18 protein-coding genes are annotated in these 17,974 nt (G+C 65.8%); 8 read left to right on the plus strand and 10 right to left on the minus strand.

Going from position 1 to position 17,974, the window contains the following annotated elements:
- The 3 genes from ABYB95_RS04095 to ABYB95_RS04105 all read left to right on the plus strand — a co-directional run.
- The coding region (locus ABYB95_RS04095) for a sensor histidine kinase (protein WP_372657172.1) at positions 1–459 on the plus strand (459 nt) is incomplete at its 5' end.
- Positions 460–1,665, plus strand: a complete 1,206-nt coding sequence (locus ABYB95_RS04100) for an ATP-binding protein (protein ID WP_372657173.1) — start codon at positions 460–462, stop codon at positions 1,663–1,665.
- The gene (locus ABYB95_RS04105) at positions 1,662–2,615 is read left to right on the plus strand and encodes a response regulator (RefSeq protein WP_372657174.1); all 954 of its coding nucleotides are present in this window, start codon (positions 1,662–1,664) and stop codon (positions 2,613–2,615) included. Before ABYB95_RS04100 ends, ABYB95_RS04105 begins: the two co-directional genes overlap by 4 nt.
- Before the next feature lie 216 nt (positions 2,616–2,831).
- Here ABYB95_RS04105 and ABYB95_RS04110 read toward each other — a convergent pair whose 3' ends face one another.
- The 3 genes from ABYB95_RS04110 to ABYB95_RS04120 form a co-directional block, all read right to left on the minus strand.
- Complete coding sequence (locus tag ABYB95_RS04110) at positions 2,832–3,251, minus strand: organic hydroperoxide resistance protein (protein ID WP_372657175.1); 420 nt, start codon at positions 3,249–3,251, stop codon at positions 2,832–2,834.
- A 60-nt stretch (positions 3,252–3,311) separates the two neighbouring features.
- Complete coding sequence (locus tag ABYB95_RS04115) at positions 3,312–3,761, minus strand: MarR family winged helix-turn-helix transcriptional regulator (protein WP_372657176.1); 450 nt, start codon at positions 3,759–3,761, stop codon at positions 3,312–3,314.
- 176 nt (positions 3,762–3,937) lie between these two features.
- Positions 3,938–4,984: a serine/threonine protein kinase gene (locus tag ABYB95_RS04120; RefSeq protein ID WP_372657177.1), complete on the minus strand. Its 1,047-nt coding sequence runs from the start codon at positions 4,982–4,984 to the stop codon at positions 3,938–3,940.
- A 101-nt stretch (positions 4,985–5,085) separates the two neighbouring features.
- Here ABYB95_RS04120 and ABYB95_RS04125 point away from each other — a divergent pair, with 101 nt between their 5' ends.
- On the plus strand, positions 5,086–5,958 hold the full coding sequence (locus tag ABYB95_RS04125) for an SAM-dependent methyltransferase (RefSeq protein ID WP_372657178.1): 873 nt from the start codon (positions 5,086–5,088) through the stop codon (positions 5,956–5,958).
- 300 nt (positions 5,959–6,258) lie between these two features.
- Positions 6,259–6,513, plus strand: a complete 255-nt coding sequence (locus tag ABYB95_RS04130; protein WP_372657179.1) for a hypothetical protein — start codon at positions 6,259–6,261, stop codon at positions 6,511–6,513.
- A 15-nt stretch (positions 6,514–6,528) separates the two neighbouring features.
- Here the strand turns inward: ABYB95_RS04130 and ABYB95_RS04135 are convergent, their stop codons facing one another.
- Together ABYB95_RS04135 and ABYB95_RS04140 are read right to left on the minus strand one after the other, a co-directional pair.
- Positions 6,529–7,350, minus strand: a complete 822-nt coding sequence (locus ABYB95_RS04135) for an ABC transporter permease (RefSeq protein ID WP_372657180.1) — start codon at positions 7,348–7,350, stop codon at positions 6,529–6,531.
- Between the two features lie 97 nt (positions 7,351–7,447).
- Complete coding sequence (locus tag ABYB95_RS04140) at positions 7,448–8,401, minus strand: ATP-binding cassette domain-containing protein (protein WP_372657181.1); 954 nt, start codon at positions 8,399–8,401, stop codon at positions 7,448–7,450.
- A gap of 230 nt (positions 8,402–8,631) precedes the next feature.
- On the opposite strand from ABYB95_RS04140, the gene asd reads away from it, so the two are divergent.
- Together asd and purT are read left to right on the plus strand one after the other, a co-directional pair.
- Positions 8,632–9,537: an archaetidylserine decarboxylase gene (asd, locus tag ABYB95_RS04145; RefSeq protein ID WP_372657182.1), complete on the plus strand. Its 906-nt coding sequence runs from the start codon at positions 8,632–8,634 to the stop codon at positions 9,535–9,537.
- Between the two features lie 36 nt (positions 9,538–9,573).
- Positions 9,574–10,806, plus strand: coding sequence for a formate-dependent phosphoribosylglycinamide formyltransferase (purT, locus tag ABYB95_RS04150; protein ID WP_372657183.1), 1,233 nt, complete (start codon positions 9,574–9,576; stop codon positions 10,804–10,806).
- Positions 10,807–10,833: 27 nt separating this feature from the next.
- Here purT and ABYB95_RS04155 read toward each other — a convergent pair whose 3' ends face one another.
- From ABYB95_RS04155 to ABYB95_RS04175, 5 genes are all read right to left on the minus strand, one after another.
- Complete coding sequence (locus tag ABYB95_RS04155) at positions 10,834–12,039, minus strand: ABC transporter permease (RefSeq protein WP_372657184.1); 1,206 nt, start codon at positions 12,037–12,039, stop codon at positions 10,834–10,836.
- 2 nt (positions 12,040–12,041) lie between these two features.
- Entirely contained in the window at positions 12,042–12,809 is a 768-nt protein-coding gene (locus ABYB95_RS04160) for an ABC transporter ATP-binding protein (RefSeq protein ID WP_372657191.1), read from the minus strand.
- Positions 12,810–12,904: 95 nt separating this feature from the next.
- On the minus strand, positions 12,905–14,209 hold the full coding sequence (locus ABYB95_RS04165; protein WP_372657186.1) for an efflux RND transporter periplasmic adaptor subunit: 1,305 nt from the start codon (positions 14,207–14,209) through the stop codon (positions 12,905–12,907).
- A 48-nt stretch (positions 14,210–14,257) separates the two neighbouring features.
- Positions 14,258–15,721 carry an efflux transporter outer membrane subunit gene (locus ABYB95_RS04170; RefSeq protein WP_372657188.1) on the minus strand — a complete coding sequence of 488 codons (1,464 nt, stop codon included), beginning with the start codon at positions 15,719–15,721 and terminating at the stop codon, positions 14,258–14,260.
- 97 nt (positions 15,722–15,818) lie between these two features.
- On the minus strand, positions 15,819–17,315 hold the full coding sequence (locus ABYB95_RS04175) for an AMP nucleosidase (protein ID WP_372657189.1): 1,497 nt from the start codon (positions 17,313–17,315) through the stop codon (positions 15,819–15,821).
- Positions 17,316–17,478: 163 nt separating this feature from the next.
- On the opposite strand from ABYB95_RS04175, the gene ABYB95_RS04180 reads away from it, so the two are divergent.
- Positions 17,479–17,974, plus strand: a 496-nt coding sequence (locus ABYB95_RS04180; RefSeq protein WP_372657190.1) for an MgtC/SapB family protein, incomplete at its 3' end; no start/stop codon positions are given.

The raw sequence follows: 17,974 nt of genomic DNA on the forward strand, positions 1-17,974 counted from the left end.
CACGACAGCGAACGCCCCTTTCTGCTGGAGAACGCGGTTCGTTCCGCGCTGCGATTGGCTGGCTACGAGCTCAAGGGAATCGACGTCTCTGTCGATACACCACAGGACAGCCATGCGCTGGGCGATGAACCGGCCATCATCGGGGTCTTGATCAATTTGCTGAGCAACGCAGCCCACGCGGTGCAGGCCGCCCAGCGCGCCCAGGCCCAGATCGCCGTGAAGGTCGAGCAAAGAGAGGGACGCGTCTGGGTGTCGATACGGGACAACGGCCTGGGCATTGAGCCGGCGAACATCGAACGGGTGTTCGAGCCCTTCTTCACCACCCGCGAGGTGGGTGCCGGCCTGGGACTGGGTCTGAGCATGAGCTATTCCATCGTGCAACGCCACGGCGGCAGCTTGATGGTGGCCAGCGAGCTGGGAAGCTGGACCGAATTCACTTTTGACTTACCGAGACCTTGAATGAATCCAAGTCAAACCGCCATTCCCTTTGTTGCACCGGGCGTGCACGCCGTTTTGCTGGTGGACGACGAGCCACAGGCTTGCAAGTGGTTCGCCCGTTTGTATGGCGACGAATTTGTGGTGCTCACGGCCGGTGGGGTAGACGAGGCCTTGGACCTGTTGGCGCAGCGCGGGCGCGAAGTGGCGGTGTTGTTGACCGACTACCGCATGCCCGAGCGCGATGGCGTGGCCTTGCTCAGCGAAGTGCGCAAGCGCCACAGCCACGTGACGCGTGTGCTGGTGTCGGCCTATGCCGACAAGGACGTGGCGATGATGGCCATCAACCTGGGTCATGTCGAGAAGATTCTGGAAAAACCGCTGGATGAAACCACCACGCGCGAGACCTTGCGCGAAGCCTTGGCCACCAGTCGCCAGCGTGTGCGCGACCAGGCGCTTCTTGACCGCCGCGCCTCCACCTTGCACGAAACCCTGGGCTTTTTGGCCCACGAAGTGGCCACGCCGCTGGCCACGGTGCGGGGATATCTGTCGGCCATGCGCGGCCGGCACCGCGATGTACCGACTGGGCAAGAGGGTATGGCGCACATTGCACAGCAAAAGCCGGGTGATGTGTTGTTCATGCTCGAAGCCGCGCAACGGCGCGCCGATTACGCGCAGTCCCTGGTATCGACCTTTGTGCAGACCACCCGGGATGCCTACCGCAGCGGTGAATCGGCGGCGTTGCGCGCCAGCGATCTGGTGCGCACGATGCAAAGCGAGTACCCGTTCGACCGGGGCGAGGCCCAATGGCTGGTGTGCGACTTGAAGGACGACTTTGGCCTGCCCAATCGGCAAGATTTGCTCTACCTGGTCTTGTGTGCCCTGGTCAAGAATGCCTTGCAGGCCTTGCGATCCGATCTGCCCGCGCGCCCCAACGTGTGGATCACGCTGGAGCGTGCTGCTGTTGCGCCGGGCCAGACCCAGCACCCTGCGATCCGGGTCAGCGACAACGGCCCGGGCATTGCGCCACATGTTCTGAAGCGTCTGACACGCGAGCCTGTGAGCACCCGTTCCGAGGCCGGAGGCGGGGGCATGGGCTTGTTGTTTTGTCGCCGGGTGATGGCCTCTTTGGGAGGCTCGGTCGATGTGCGCTCGGCCCAAGGGCAGGGCACCACCGTGACGCTGTTTTTTGCACATCCAGAAGAATCCCAAAACCGGAGAGCGTCGTGAAGCCTGTCAAAATTTTGTTTGTGGACGACGAGGCCATGGCCTTGAAGTACTTTGAGCGCTTGGTCAGCCCCATGGCGCCGGTGCTCACCGCGTCTTCGGTGGAGGAGGGGCGTGCGATTCTGCGCGAGCAAGGGGCAGAGGTGGCGGTGCTGGTGTGCGACCAACGCATGCCCGGTGAGCGTGGCACCGAGTTGCTGCGGCACGCGCGCCAGTACTACCCCAGCATTGTGCGCATGACGACCACCGCCTATTCCGAGCTGGGCGAAGCCATCGAGGCCATCAACAGCGGCGAAATCTACCGCTACATCAGCAAACCCTGGGAGCTGGAGACGCTGCGCGCCGAACTCAAGAACGCGCTCGAACTGGCCGAGCTGCGCAGCGAGCGCGACGCGCTCATGCGCGACAAACTGCTGGCGCAGCAAAGCCAGCTGCAGGCCAACCGGCTGGCCGCCTTGTTCATGGTGAGCAGTGCGGTGCAGGTTGATGGGGGGAGCGAGGCCGCCCTGTACCAGCTGGCGCAAACTGTGCTGGCCTGCGGTGGCACGGAGCCGGCGGTGTCCTGGCACCGCTGGGACCATGCCGATCTGCTGCAGGCCGAGGCGCGGCGCGGCGTGGCGGTGGTGGGGCATTTGCAGCAGTGGCTGAGCGCTTTTCAAACCAGTCAGGCCGATGCCTGGACGCAGCTGGCGCAGGCCTTGGACGGCGAAGTGCTGGGTGAATCGGTGCGGGTGAAGAACCCGACCGTGCTCACGACCGTGTTGGACGGACCGGCCGGTGAGCCGGTCGATGCGGTGCATGGTGCCTGGCTGGCCTGGTTGCTGTGGCAAGGTGGCCAGGTGCAGGTCGAACGGGTGGACGGCGCTTGTCTGATCCGGCGCGGCCCGGCGATCGCGCCGCCCAACGACTGGATGGCGGTGGCACTGGAGCAGTTTGGGCGCACCGAGGGCTGAGTGCAGGTGTCCCAAAAGGCGCTGGACGTGGCGTGCTTGAGACCGTCCAAAGCGTTCCGACTTTGACGCCGCCACAAAGGTGAGCCACGCAGCGCCGCTTCGCCTCTCTCCTGTCTGGAATGGTGGATCCGGGCAGTGCCTGGATGGGGCGCCAGAAAACAAACAGCCCGCCGGATCGGGTCCGGCGGGCTGCGGGGCGTGACCCGAGGCCTGGGATCAGGCCAGCGTGATGGTCACGTCGATGTTGCCGCGCGTGGCATTGGAGTACGGGCACACCTGGTGTGCTGCGTCGACCAGAGACTGCGCCTGGGCAGGGTCCATGCCGGGCAGGCTGACCTTCAGGCGCGCTGCAATGCCGTAGCCGACCGCAATCGTGCCCAGATCCACTTCGGCGTCGATCGCCACATCGGCGGGCACGCTGAGTTTCATTTTGCCGGCCACGGCCTTGATGGCGCCCAGGAAGCAAGCCGAATAGCCCGCTGCAAACAGTTGCTCGGGATTGGTGCCTTCGCCGGCCTGGCCAGGCGAGGTCAGCTGAACCGACAGACGCCCGTCGTCCGTTTTGGAAGCACCGTCACGGCCACCGGTGGTGTGGGCGCGGGCGGTGTAAAGCACTTTGTCGAGAGATGTGGTCATGTGGACTCCTTGGGGTTGTGGCTTCGGACGAAGCGGTGAAAAAAAAGTGAATGGGCTCGATCAGGCCGACAGCCGAGCCCGCAGCGCCTGCACCTGCCGGGTCAGGTCCATGACTTCGGATACCTCGCATGCGAGGATTTGCTGCAGGCAACCAGGGATACGGGCGGCGCGGGTTTTGAGGCGGCGTCCGGCGGCGGTGAGGCGTATGAAGACACGGCGCTCGTCTTGCGTATCGCGCAAGCGGGTCAGCAGGTCGGCCGACTCCATCCGTTTGAGCAGGGGTGTGAGCGTGCCCGAGTCGAGAAACAGGCGCTCGCCCATTTCAGAAACCGTCAGACCGTCTTGCTCCCACAACACCAGCATGGCCAGGTACTGCGGGTAAGTCAGGCCCATTTCTTCCAGCATGGGCTTGTAGATTTTTGTCATGGCCAGGGAGGTCGAATACAGCGCGAAGCAGAGCTGGTTGTCCAGCAGCAGAGCGGGGTTGGCGGGTTTCTGTTGCGTTGGCATGGGCTGAATTGTGGTGGATAAATAAATCGTGTGCAATTGAATTGCCAATAACCTTTGTATTTTCGAGGTCGTTGGGCAGCGATCGAGTCGCACGCGGAGCAGGCATGTTAGGCGAGCCTGGAGCGGCTTGGCACCGGCGTTTGTGTCAAACGGTACGCGCGGTCAGCGCTGGTATCTCAGGCCACCAGCGGCGCTTCCTGCATGGCTTCGATCTGTTCGACCAGCATGTCGACCTGGCTTTGCCAGTAGTCGCGGCTGCCGAACCAGGGGAAGTTGATCGGGAAGGCCGGGTCGTCCCAGCGCCGGGCCAACCACGCGCTGTAGTGGACCAGGCGCAGCGTGCGCAGCGGCTCGATCAGCGCGAGTTCACGCCGGTCGAAGGGCCGGAACTGTTCGTAACCGTCGATCAAGGCACCGAGTTGCTGGTTTTGTTGCCGGCGTTCGCCGCTCAACAGCATCCACAGGTCTTGCACGGCGGGGCCGCTGCGGGCGTCGTCCAGGTCCACGAAATGGGGGCCGGGCTGCGGCAGGTCGGCGGGTGTCCAGAGGATGTTGCCGGGGTGGCAGTCGCCGTGCAGGCGGATGCACGCCATGCCATCGGGCTCGGGCGTGTGGTCGGCGCGCAGCATGGGGTGGCGTTCGATCAGGGCCAGCGCTTCTTCCAGTGCAGCGGCCCAGGCGGTCTGCACTTCGGGCGCGATGACCGCGTGGTTCATCAACCAGTCGCGGGGTTCGCGGGCAAAGTTCTGGGCGTTGAGCGCCGGGCGTACCGCAAAGGGGCGCGCTGCGCCCACGCTGTGGATGCGGGCCAGAAACCGGCCTATCCATTCCAGCACCTCAAAGTCCTCCAGCTCGGGCCGGCGCCCGCCGCGCCGTGGGCTGACCGAAAAGGCAAACCCGCCGAAATGGTGCAGGGTCTGGCCACCCACGGCCAGTGGAGGCACGGCCGGTATTTCCGCCGCCACGAGTTCGGTGGCAAAGGCGTGTTCTTCGGCGATCTGCGCGTCGCTCCAGCGATCCGGGCGGTAGAACTTGGTCACCACCTGGTCGTGGCCCTCGAAGGGCGACTCCAGGTGGATCTGGTAGACACGGTTCTCGAAACTGTTGAGCGCGGCCATGCGGCCATCGCCCCACAGGCCGATGCTGGCCAAGGCGTCTTGCACCACGTCGGGGGTGAGGGAGGCGTAGGGGTGGTGGTGTGCGCTGCTGGCTGGATCGTTCATGCGGTGATTGTGCGCGCTTGCCCATGCCAAAATCGCACTGCGCAGTGTGCGCTTGGGCGCGCCCGGCCCGTAACCGATCCATTTCCCGCGTTTGAAGCGCGATGTCAACAAGGCCGCCCTTGAAACCCCAGAAAACCCTGCAAGAACAATTGCCCGAACTGCGCGAGGGCCAGTCGGTCGAACTGCTCAAGGAGTTGCACATCCTCACGCGCGAGGGCAAGCTCAACCAGGATACGCGGCGCAAGCTCAAGCAGGTGTACCACCTGGTGCAGTTCATCGAACCCTTGTTGGCCGAGGTGCTGGCGCAGCGCGGCGATGTGAGTCTGGCCGACCACGGTGCGGGCAAGTCGTACCTGGGTTTCATCTTGTACGACCTGTTTTTCAAGGCGCGCTCCCAGGGCTGGGTCTATGGCGTGGAGGCGCGGGCCGAGCTGGTGGAGAAGTCGCAGGCGCTGGCCCAGCGGCTGGGTTTTGAGCGCATGCGCTTCATGGCCGCCACGGTGCAAGAGGCGCTCACCCACCCCGAACTACCGGCGCGCTTTGACGTGGTGACGGCGTTGCACGCCTGTGACACCGCCACCGACGACGCGATCCGCTTCGGGCTGGAGAAGCAGGCGCAGCACCTCGTGCTGGTGCCTTGTTGCCAGGCCGAAGTGGCGGGCGTGATGAAGCAACACAAGGCGCTCAGCCTGGCGCGCACACCGTTGGCCGAACTCTGGCGCCACCCTTTGCACACGCGCGAATTCGGCAGCCAGATCACCAATGTGCTGCGCTGCCTGCAGCTGGAAGCCCACGGCTACCAGGTGACGGTGACCGAGTTGGTGGGTTGGGAGCACTCCATGAAAAACGAGTTGATCCTGGCGCGCAAGCTGGCCTCGGACCGCACCGGTGCGGCGGAGCGGGCCAAACAACGTTTGCAACAGGTGCTGGAAGAACTCAACCTGCAGACACTGAGCCAGCGCTTCTCGGTCTGAGACCGTCTGTTGCAGCCAAGCCCCGGGAAATAGGGGGGTCTTGGGTAATTTTTGCGCCCCAATGGAAAAAAACAAAGCGACTCCGGGCGGAAGAAAGTACCCATTTCCAGGTGGAAAACCGGCGTTTGTAACGGCATAGACCGGTGTTTTGTCGGCGATCTCTTGCGATTCCTAGCCGTGTCAGTCAACTTCCTACAACACGAATGGGCGGGGGCTGACTCAACGTTTTGAGGCGGGCCGATACAGTTTGTTTCATCGGGTCTCGCTTTGTGACCTTTCCGCTTTTGTCAGGAGTTAGCCATGTCCACCAGCCTCAACCGCCTCAATCCCTTCGTGATGATGCTCGACCCCGAGTCCATCATCAACGCCATGGAAGACAGCCTCGATCTGCGCCGTCTGCGCCAGCGCATCTGCCGTCCGCTGGACAAGCCCCTGATCCCGAAAACCGTGGCGCTGCGTGGTGCACGCGACACCGTGATCGATCCCATCGCATTCATGGACAGCGGCTGCGAGCTGTACGCCGAAGCCCAACCTGCTTTGCAGGCGGTGCACTGAAGTACCTGTCGGTGTTCAGCGCGCAAAGCGTTTGCGCGTGAAGGCCAGGGCCAGCCAAAAGGCCACCACGGTATAGACCAGCAACACGCCTGCATGCAACCAGGGCCGGGCCGGCCACTGGTCCATGAACAAAGGGCGCACCAGTTCCACCGCATTGGTCAGCGGCAGCCAGTCCGAGAAGGCACGCACCCAATCAGGCAATTGCTCACGCGGGAAAAAGACCCCCGATAAAAACATCATCGGGGTCAGGAACAGCGTGAAGTAATAGGTGAAAAAATCGTAGCCCTGGGCCAGCGCGTTGAAGATCAGCGCGATGCACGAAAAGGCAATGCCCACACCCAGCAGCACCGGCAAGGCCAGCAGCAATTTGGGTGAGTGGCTGATGCCCAAGGCCAACATCACACCCATGATGGCGGTCACCGCAAACAGCGCCTTGAAGGCGGCCCACAACATTTCCGCCAGCACCACGTCGTCCAGGCTGACCGGCGCGTTCATGATGCCGTCCCAGGTCTTTTGCACATGCATGCGCGAGAAGGCAGAGTACAGCGCCTCGAAACTGGCCGCGTTCATGGCGCTCATGCAGATGCTGCCGCTGGCCAGGAACAGGATGTAGGGCACGGCCACGGTGCCTTGCGGCGTGGCCATGTCGACTTGCCCGACCAGCGCGCCCATGCCGTAACCAAACGCGACCAGCCACATCAGCGGTTCGGCGATATTGCCGACCAAGCTGGGCACCGCCAGCTTGCGCCAGACCAGCAGGTTGCGCAGAAACACCGGCCACCAGCGGAGGGACAAACGCGGGCTGGACCAGTGGGAGGGTGAGGTGGTCGTCAACATCAGCAATGCTCTTCAATGAGGGGGAGGGCGATCAGGGCGCCACGGAACCCGCCAGTGCCGCCCCCTGGGGGGTGACGCGAAGCGGTGCGGGGAGGCCCTAGCCGTCCTCCCGAATCTGCCGACCTGTGAGTTTCAGGAACAGATCTTCCAGGTTGGCCGGGCGGTGCAGCGTGCGCAGCTGCGGTTGTTTGCCCAGCTCGGTCAGCAGGGGCAGGGCATTGCCGGTGTAGAAAAATACGGTTTCACCGCTCACCTCGACCCGGTTCGCCAGGCCACGCAGCGCACTGTGGTCGGCGCTTTCGTGCAGCGCCAGCGCACCTTGCCCAAAGACCTCGACCACGTCCGGTTCCAGATGCTGGGCGATCAGGTCGCGCGGCCGGCCTTCGGCGATCTTGCGACCGTGGTCCAGCACCAGCAGGCGCGAGCACAGGCGTTCGGCCTCGTCCATGAAATGGGTGGTGAGCAGAATGCTCTTGCCTTGCTGCACCAGCAGTTGCAGGCGTTCCCACATCAGGTGCCGGGCCTGCGGGTCCAGGCCGGTGGTGGGTTCGTCCAGCATCAGCAGCTTGGGGTCGTTCACCAGGGCGCGGGCCAGCGAGAGCCGCCGCTTCATGCCGCCCGACAGTTCGCCAGGTTTCACGCCGGCCTTGTGGGTCAGGGCCGCGAACTCGAGCAAGCGCGGTATGCGGGGACGGATGTCGGCGGCGCGCATGCCGAAGTAGCGGCCATAAACCAGCAGGTTTTCGGCGCAGCTGAAATCGGGGTCCAGTGTGTCGAACTGGCTCACCACACCGAGTTGCGCCTTGATGGCCAGGGCATGCTGCGGCATGTCCAGGCCGAAGGCGGTGATGCGGCCCGCATCGGGGGCGGTCAGGCCCAGGCACATGCGGATGGTGGTGGTCTTGCCGGCACCATTGGGGCCGATCACGCCCAGGCATTCGCCGGGCGCAATGGCAAAGTCCAGCTTGTCCACCACCGGGCTGCCGCCGTAGTGCTTGCTCAACTGTTCGACTTGCAACAAGCAAGAGGCGGTTTGGGTGGCTGTGGTCAAAAGCGGCTGCACGCGTTGGGTGGTGGCGGGATGGTCGGGTGCGCGCCAAGGTTCTGGCGCAGCAAGCTGCAATATACCGATTCCGGCCCGGCGGGGCCTTTGCCGTCTGCGGGTTCGCCCCCAGGTGGCGTGCGCACGCATCGGTAAAATGCCCGCAACCGCCCGTGTCGATCGTTACCAGCTTGTGCCTGGCGCCACGCGGGAGCCAAGCCCAAGCCAGGAGAACCGATTTGTCCGATTTTTGGGCCGTTGCCCCGCAACACATCTTGCCCAAGCGCGCGCTGACCCGTTTCGCGGGCTTCATCGCGGGTGCACAAGCGGGGCGTTTCACGCATGCGCTGATCCGCTGGTTTGTGAAGCGCTACCAGGTGGACATGGAAGAGGCGGCGAACCCGGATGTCACCAGCTACAGCAGCTTCAACGAATTCTTCACCCGCCACCTCAAGCCCGGTCTGCGGCCACTCGCGCGGGTGGACTATGTGTGTCCGGTCGACGGGGCCATCAGCCAGCACGGACCTATCGAGCGCGATCAGATTTTCCAGGCCAAAGGCCACCACTACAGCACCCAGGCGCTGGTGGGCGGCGACGCCGAACTGGCGGCCCGGTTCGACGACGGTGCCTTCGCCACCATCTACCTCAGCCCCAAGGATTACCACCGCATCCACATGCCTTGCGACGCGCGCCTGCTGCGCATGATTTACGTGCCGGGCGAGCTGTTTTCGGTCAACCCGGCCACGGCGCGCGGCGTGCCTGGCTTGTTTGCGCGCAACGAGCGCGTGGTGTGCGTGTTTGAAGCCACCGTGGGCGAGGGCGAGCACCAGGTCAAGCAGCCCTTTGTGCTGGTGCTCGTGGGCGCCACCATTGTGGGCAGCATGGCCACCGTCTGGCATGGCGTGGTCAACCCGCCACGGACCGGCACCGTGCGCGAGTGGTCCTACGAAGACCAGGTGTTTCGTTTGCGCAAGGGCGAAGAAATGGGCTGCTTTCTGTTGGGCTCCACCGTGGTGATGCTCTGGCCCAAGGAGCACATCCGCTTCAACCCGCAGTGGTTGCCCGGCCAGTCGGTTCGCCTGGGCGAACACATGGGCCGCCTCACCACCGCCGATCCCGCCGATTCGGTGCTGGTTCGCGCCTGACGCCACTTTGACACCCAGCCTCCACCAGGAACCTGCATGACGACCATCGGAACCCCGCTCTCTCCCTCTGCCACCCGCGTGATGCTGCTGGGTTCTGGCGAACTCGGCAAGGAGGTGCTCATTGCCCTGCAACGCCTGGGTGTGGAAACCATCGCGGTGGACCGCTACGCGCACGCGCCGGGCCAGCAGGTGGCGCACCACGCACGCACCATCACCATGAGCGATCCGGCCCAGCTCAAAGCCTTGATCGAGGCCGAGCGCCCGCATCTGGTGGTGCCCGAGATCGAGGCCATTGCCACGCCTGCCCTGCAGGAACTGGAAGCCGCCGGCGTGGTGCGCGTGGTGCCCACCGCGCGCGCCGCGCGCCTGACCATGGACCGCGAAGGCATTCGCCGCCTCGCGGCCGAGACCCTGGGCCTGCCCACCAGTCCTTACAAGTTCTGCGATTCGCTGGCCGAATTGCAGGCGGCCATCGACGCCGGCATCGGCTACCCCTGCGTGGTCAAGCCGGTGATGAGTTCGTCCGGCAAGGGCCAGAGCAAGATCGACAGCCCCGCCGACGTGAAGACCGCCTGGGACTACGCCATGGCCGGTGGCCGGGTCGGCCCGGGGCGCGTGATCGTGGAAGGCTTCATCGATTTCGACTACGAGATCACCCAGCTCACGGTGCGCGCCCGGGGCGCGGACGGTGGCATCGAAACGCATTTCTGCGACCCGATCGGTCATGTGCAGGTGGGTGGCGACTATGTGGAGAGCTGGCAGCCGCACCCGATGACGGCCAAGGCATTGGCCGAATCGCGGCGGGTGGCCAAAGCGGTGACGGACGACCTCGGCGTGGGCCACGACGGCCAGCCCTCGGGGCTGGGCATCTACGGGGTGGAGCTGTTCGTCAAAGGCGATCAGGTCTGGTTCAGCGAGGTCAGCCCGCGCCCGCACGACACCGGCATGGTGACCATGATCACGCAGTGGCAGAACGAGTTTGAATTGCACGCCCGCGCCATCCTCGGCCTGCCGGTGGACACGGCGCTCAAAAGCCCGGGCGCCAGCGCGGTGATCTACGGCGGCGTGGACGCGATCGGCATTGTTTTCGATGGCGTGGACGAGGCCATGCGTGTGCCCAACAGCGATATCCGCCTGTTCGGCAAACCCGAGAGCTTCATCAAGCGCCGCATGGGCGTGGCCCTGGTGCACGACGCCGATGTGGAGGTGGCTCGCTCGCAGGCCAAGCTGGCGGCCAGCAAAGTCAGGCCCCGGGTGAACAGGCCCTAACCCCCGCGCCACGCAGCGCGCCGGGGGTTATTCGTGCCGCAAGGCCTCGATCGGGTCCAGCTGTGCTGCGCGGCGCGCCGGGAAATAGCCGAACACCACGCCGATGCCGGCCGAGAATACAAAGCTCAGCAGGTTCACGCCGGGGTTGAACACATAGGGCACGTTCATCACGGCGGACAGTCCGATCGACGCCCCCGTGGCCAGCACGATGCCGATCAGACCACCGAGCGCGGCCAGCACCACCGCTTCGATCAAGAACTGCAGCAGCACCTCGCGCTCCAGCGCGCCAATGGCCAGGCGCAGACCGATCTCGCGGGTGCGCTCGGTGACGCTGACCAGCATGATGTTCATGATGCCGATACCGCCCACCAACAGGCTCACGGCGGCCACCGCGCCCAGCAGCGTGGTCATGACCTTGGTGGTCCCCGACAGCGTTTCGCCCAGCTGTTTGGTGTCGAGCACGTTGAAGTTGTCTTCGTCGGTGGCACTGAGCTTGCGGCGCTCGCGCAGCAGCTGTGCCAGGCTGGCCTTCACGCGATCGGCGTCGCTGCCGTCGGCCATGGAGACCAGCAAGGTATTGACCTGGGTGTTGCCGGTGATGCGCCGCTGCAGCGTCTTGATGGGCATGAAGACCGTGTCGTCCTGGTCGTTGCCGAACGCGCCCTGTCCCTTGGAGCCCAGCACACCCACGATCTCGCAGCTGATCTGCTTCACGCGCAGGGGTTCGCCCAGCGCCGGGCTGTTGCCGAACAGCTCGCGCCGCACCGTCTCGCCAATGATGCAGACGGCCGAGCCGGCGCGCAGTTCGTCATCGGAAAATGCACGGCCCTGGGCCAGCGTCCAGTTTTCGATCATGAGCCAGTCGTTGGTGCTGCCGGTGATGCTGCTGCTCCAGTTGCGACCGTTGGCCACCAGGGTGCCGCCCGAGCGCGACTCGGGCGCGGCGGCGGCCACACCGCCGATCTGCGTCGCGATGGCTTCGGCGTCGGCTTCCTTGAAAGACGGTGCACCGCCGCCACCACCCGGGCCCATGCGTTGCCCGGGGCGCACCTGCAGCAAGTTGGTGCCCAGGCCGGCAATCTGGTTCTGGATCGCCAGCGTGGCGCCGTTGCCCACGGTGACCATGGTGATGACGGCGCTCACGCCGATCACGATGCCCAGAATGGTGAGGAAGGAGCGCATCAGGTTGCGCCGGATCGAGCGCAGCGCGAGCAGCAAGGTGTTGAGCCACATGGTCAGAGACCTTCTGTTTGTGCTGCGGTGGCGTGCAGGGCCACCGGGTGCGGGTTGCGTTCGTCGCTGGCCACGACGCCATCGACAAAACGCACCATGCGCCGGGCGTAGGCGGCCATATCGGGCTCGTGCGTCACCATGAGCACGGTGATGCCCAGGTCGGCATTGAGGTGCCAGAGCAGTTCCATGATTTCCTGGCTGCGGGCGGTGTCGAGGTTGCCGGTGGGTTCGTCGGCGAGCAGCACAGCGGGCTCGGTGACGATGGCGCGTGCAATCGCCACACGCTGTTGCTGGCCACCCGAGAGTTCGCCCGGTGTGTGGTGCTCCCAGCCCTTGAGGCCGACGGCGTCGAGCGCGCGCGCCGCCATGGCGTGGCGCGTCGCAGCGGGCTCACCACGGTAAATCAGCGGCAGTTCCACGTTTTCCTGGGCCGAGGTCCGGGCCAGCAGGTTGAAACCCTGGAAAACGAAGCCGAGGTAGCGCCGGCGCAGGCGGGCACGTTCGTCGCGGCTGAGCGACTGCACCTGCACACCCTTGTATTCGTAGGTGCCCGTGGTCGGCGTATCCAGGCAGCCCAGGGTGTTCATGGCGGTGGACTTGCCCGAGCCGCTGGGACCCATGATGGCGACAAAGTCGCCCTGCTGGATGTCCAGGTCCACGCCCTTGAGCGCCTGGAACGCGGTGCTGCCGCTGCCGTAGACCTTGGTGATGCCGCGCAGCCGGATCAGTGGCGCGTGGGGGTCTTCGGACCAGCCGCCGGGCCGCCCCAAGGCAGGCCCAGCCCCACCGGCCAGGGTATCCGGGGCCCCTTCCCCGGATGGGGGCAGCGACCCGGGCAGCGGCGGAGCGTGGGGGTCTAAATCCTTCACGACGCGGCACCTGCGCTGCGCTGGTCGGTGATGACCGCCATGCCCGGGGTCAGGCCTTCTCCGCTGACTTCGGTCATGCGCCCGTCGCTGATGCCGGTCTGCACCGGCACGGCCATCGGTTGGCCATCGCGCAGTACCCAGATCGTGCGCTTGCCCGGCGTCTTGTCTTCCGTACCGGCCACCTTGGCGGCGCGCGGGCGGCTCGGCATCATCTTGGTCAGGATGCTTCCTCCCGATGCGCCGCCGGCCGATGTGGTCTTGGCGGGCGTGAAGCGCAGCGCGGTGTTGGGCGCCAGCAGCACACCGTTGCGTTCGGTGGCGACGATGGTGGCCACGGCGGTCATGCCCGGGCGCAGGCTCATGTCGCTGTTGTCCACATCCAGCGTGGCCACGTAGGTCACGACGTTGTTGGTGGTGGTCGAGCCAAAGGCCACACGGCGGATGGTGGCCGGGAAGCGGCGCGACGGGTAGGCGCTGACGGTGAAGCTGGCTTTCTGGCCCACCTTCACCGCACCCACGTCGGCCTCGTCCACGCTGGCGTCGAGCTGCAACTGGGTCAGGTTCTCGGCCACGGAAAAGAGCGTCACGGCCTGCAGCGAAGCCGCCACGGCGTTGCCTGGGTCGACCGAGCGGCTGAGCACCACGCCATCGATGGGCGAACGGATCGAGGCTTTGGACAGATTGGTTTCGTCGGTGGACAGCGTGGCGCGCGCCACGGTGACGTTGGCTTCGGCGCTGTTTTGCGCGGCGACGGCACGGGCCAGGGCGGCGCGTGCACTGTCCAGTTCGGTGGCCGAGGGCACCTTGCCGCCAGAGAGCCGCGCCACTTCTTCAAAACGCGCCAGCGTGGCTTTGGCCTCGGCCACGGTGGCCGCACTTTGTGCCTGCTGGGCCTGCGCGGCGGCCAGCGAAGCGCGGGAGCGGGTCACCTGGTCGTTGAACTTGGCGGTGTCCAGCTCGACCAGCACCTGGCCGGCTTTGATGCGGTCGTTCACATCGACCAGTACACGCTTGACCGTGCCCGAGAGTTCGCTGCCGACGCTCAGCGAGCGCGTGGGCTGCAGCGTGCCGTTGGCCGACACGGTGAGCGTGAGCTCCCCCTTACGCAACTCGGAGGTCACGTAGGTGGGGGCGGCTTTGCTGGTGGCTTGTGCTTGCCAGTAGTAAGCACCGCCGAGCGCGATCAGGAGGACTGCCAATCCGATCCAGAGCGTGCTGCGCTGCCACCAGCGTGCGGGGCGGTCTTCACCGAGCAGCGCTTGCAGGTCGGCGGAGGGGGCTTGGGTCGTTTTTTTGCTCATGGCGGATCCGCAAGTGAGAGAGGTCGGATGACGGGTGTGGACCGGGGTTCAGTGCTGTGCACCCAGGGCGGGTTCGGGCGGCGTGGCGGCGTCGGGTGTCCAGCCACCGCCGAGCGCTTTGTACAGGCGCACGTGGTCGGCACCCAGGCTGGCCTGGGTGCTGGCCACACTGTCCTGGGCCGACAGCAGGCTGCGCTGGGTGGACAACACGGTGGCGAAATCGATCAGGCCGCTTTCGTAGCGCTGGCGTGCCAGCAGCTCGGCGTTGGCCGCGGCGCTGGCGGCGGCCTGCAGCCGCGTCAGGCGTTCACGGTCGCCCTGGATGGCCACCAACGCGTCTTCCACATCTTGCAAGGCCGTGAGCACGGCGGCTTCGTAGGCGACGCGTGCTTGTTGCAGCGCGGCTTCTTGCACGCGCACTTGCGCCTTCGCCGCGCCGCCGTCGAACAGCGGCATCGACACGCCGGCCAGCACCGACTTGAGCAGCGACGCGCCATCGGTCAGCGCGCCCAGCGTGAGCGCCGAAAGGCCGAGCGAGCCACTGAGCTTGAAGCTGGGGTAGCGCGCGGCATCGGCCACCGCCACGCGCGACCACGCCGCCTGGGCGCGCAGCTCGGCGGCGCGCACATCGGGCCGCTGGCGCAAGGTGTCGGTGGGAAAGGCCAAGGCCAGATCGGCTGGGGCGGGCGGGATCGGTGCTGCTTTGCCCAACGTGACGTTCAGCGCGCCGGGGGCTTGTCCGGTCAGCACGGCCAGCGCGTTCAAGGCCTGGGACACGCTGGTCTGCAGGGCGGGGATCTGGGCCCGGGTCTGTTCGGTGGCGCTCACCGCCTGTTCCACGTCGAGCGAGGACACCAGGCCGGCCTGGGCGCGCCAGCGGGTGATTTGCAGGGTTTCGCTTTGTGTGGCCAGGTTGCTGCTCGCAATGGCGAGCCGGGTCTGCAAACCGCGCAGATTGATGTAGTTGGTCGCGACTTCCGCCGCCAGCGAGACCTGCACGTTGGCCAGACTGGCGGCCGAGGCCTGGGCGTCGGTCTCGCTGGCCTGGGCTGCGCTGCGGTTGCCGCCAAAAATGTCGGGTTCCCAGCTGGCGTCAAACCCGGCCTGGAAGCGGTTGCTGGCGCTGTTGTTGCCGGACTGGCTGCGCTGCGCCGAAGCCGATGTCCCCACCGAAGGGCCCAGGCCGGCCTGCTGCACATCGGCCTGCGCCCGCGCCTGCAGCAGCGCGGCCTGCGCGCTTTTCACGCTGGTATTGGCCTGCAAGGCCTGGGTCACGAGTGCGGTGAGCGCGGGGTCGTCAAAACGCTGCCACCAGGTGGCCAGGTCGGTGGCAGAGGGCACGCCCGCCGCCTGGGCGGACGGCACAGACCAGGCGCTGGGCACTGCCACCGTGCCCAGGTCGCGGGGCGGAGGGGTCAGGCTGGCGCATCCCGACAGCAGCAGCGCCAACATCCAGGCCAGGGACAAGCCCCCTGGTTGTGAGCGGCGGGCGTGGAGCGTGGTGTGTGTCATGGGTGCTGTGAGCCGGTGTGTGTTCCAGTCCATTGTCGGCACCCGGCCTGTCGAAACCGCTTCGGTTTTGTGAAGCTGGTGTAAAGACCTAGGGTTTCTACTGAAACGCCACCTCGGCAAAACTGCGCAGCTTGCGGCTGTGCAGTTGCGTCACACCGCCTTGGCGCAGGTATTCCACCGCGCGTATGCCGATGCGCAGGTGCTGGTCCACCCGCTCGCGGTAGAAGTGGTTGGCCATGCCGGGCAGCTTGATCTCGCCGTGCAAGGGCTTGTCGCTCACGCACAAGAGCGTGCCATAGGGCACGCGGAAGCGGAAACCGTTGGCGGCGATGGTGGCGCTTTCCATGTCGAGCGCCACGGCCCGCGATTGAGAAAACCGGCGCTGGGGCTTGTTGTCGGGCAGCAGTTCCCAGTTGCGGTTGTCGGTGCTGGCCACGGTACCGGTGCGCATGATGCGCTTGAGTTCGTGCGCGGGCACGCCGCTCACATCGGCCACGGCGGCTTCGAGTGCGACCTGGATTTCGGCCAGCGCGGGAATGGGCACCCACAGCGGCAGCTCCTCGTCCAGCACATGGTCTTCGCGCACGTAGGCGTGGGCCAGCACGTAGTCACCCAGTTGCTGGCTGTTGCGCAGGCCGGCGCAATGGCCGAGCATGAGCCAGGCGTGCGGGCGCAGCACGGCGATGTGGTCGGTGATGGTCTTGGCGTTGGCCGGACCGACACCGATGTTGACCATGGAGATGCCGCTGCGGTCGGCGCGCACCAGGTGGTAAGCCGGCATTTGCGGCAGGCGCGGCGGTGCAGCGCCCAGGGCATCCACCGCTTCGGGCAGCAGGCCGACGCGGCGCTGCACCACATTGCCCGGCTGCACGAAGGCGACGTATTCGTTGTTCGGGTCGGCCATGGCGGAGCGCCCCAGGGCGATGAATTCGTCGATGTAAAACTGGTAGTTGGTGAACAGCACAAAGTTCTGGAACCACTCGGGCGCGGTGCCGGTGTAGTGGCGCAGGCGCTGCAGCGAATAGTCGACCCGGGGTGCGGTGAACAGGGAAAGCGGGTGCGGCTCGCCAGGCTTGGGTTCGTGCGTGCCGTTGGCGATGCCGTCGTCCATCGCACCGAGGTCGGGCAGGTCGAACACATCGCGCATCAGGGCACGGCGCTCGGGGCCCAGGCTGCCTTCCACGTGGTCGTGTTCGGCGAATGAAAAATGGATCGGAATCGGTTGGGTGCTGGTGCCCACCTCGAGCTGGCCGCCGTGGTTGTCCAGCAGCAGCTTGAACTGTTCCAGGTAGTAGTCACTGTACAGATCGGGGCGGGTGAGCGTGGTCTCGAAGCGGCCCGGGCCGGCCACAAAACCGTAGCTCAAGCGGCTTTTCGGGCCCTTGCCCTGGTGCGACACGCTGTGGGTGTGCAAGCGCACAAAGGGGTAGCAGGCGCGCACATGGATGTTGGAAAAATCCTTGCCCGCCACGAAGTCGCGCATGCGGGCGCGCAGAAAGTCCACACTGTTCTGGTAGATCTGCTGGACTTGTGCCAGTGCATCAACGGGGTTGGCGAAAAAACTGGGGGCGGTGAAGTCGGGCGTTTTGTGCATGGCGGTATTGTGGCCTCGGGATCGCGAACTTTCTGGGTCGGGGGGTGGAAATGCGTTTCGTGTATGGGGGTAACGGCAGCAAGTGGTACGCGAGTGGCGCGCCCGGGCGGGCGAGGGCGGTACAGTCACCGACTGTGATTGCCCCGCCCGTTGGCCCCTCCGCATGCCCGATCTGAATACCGCCGCACTGACCGCACCTGTTGACCTGGCGGGCGCTGTGGCCGTGCTCGCCACCGCCCTGGGTTGTGGCTTGCTGATCGGTATCGAGCGCGAGCGCCGCAAAGGCAGCGGACCGGGGCGCGCGTTTGCTGGTCTGCGCACCTTTGCGCTGACCTGCGTAGTGGGTGCGGTGGCGGCGCTCACCGGTTTGCCGGGCTTGATGGTCACGGGGGCTGTGCTGGTGGCGGCGCTGGCCGGAGTGGCCTACTGGCGCGACCGTTCCGACGATCCCGGCGCGACCACCGAAATCGCGCTGCTGCTGACCTACCTGATCGGCGTGCTTTGTATCTGGAGCCTGCCGCTGGCGGCGGCTCTCGCTGTCACCCTGACCGCCTTGCTGGCCGCGCGTGAACCCCTGCACCGCTTCGCCAGCCACTGGCTGCTGCCGGGCGAGGTGCGCGACGGCATCATCCTGGCGGCCCTGGTGCTGATGGCGCTGC

The sequence above is a fragment of the Hydrogenophaga sp. genome (assembly GCF_041633695.1).
Taxonomy (GTDB): Bacteria; Pseudomonadota; Gammaproteobacteria; order Burkholderiales; family Burkholderiaceae_C; genus Hydrogenophaga.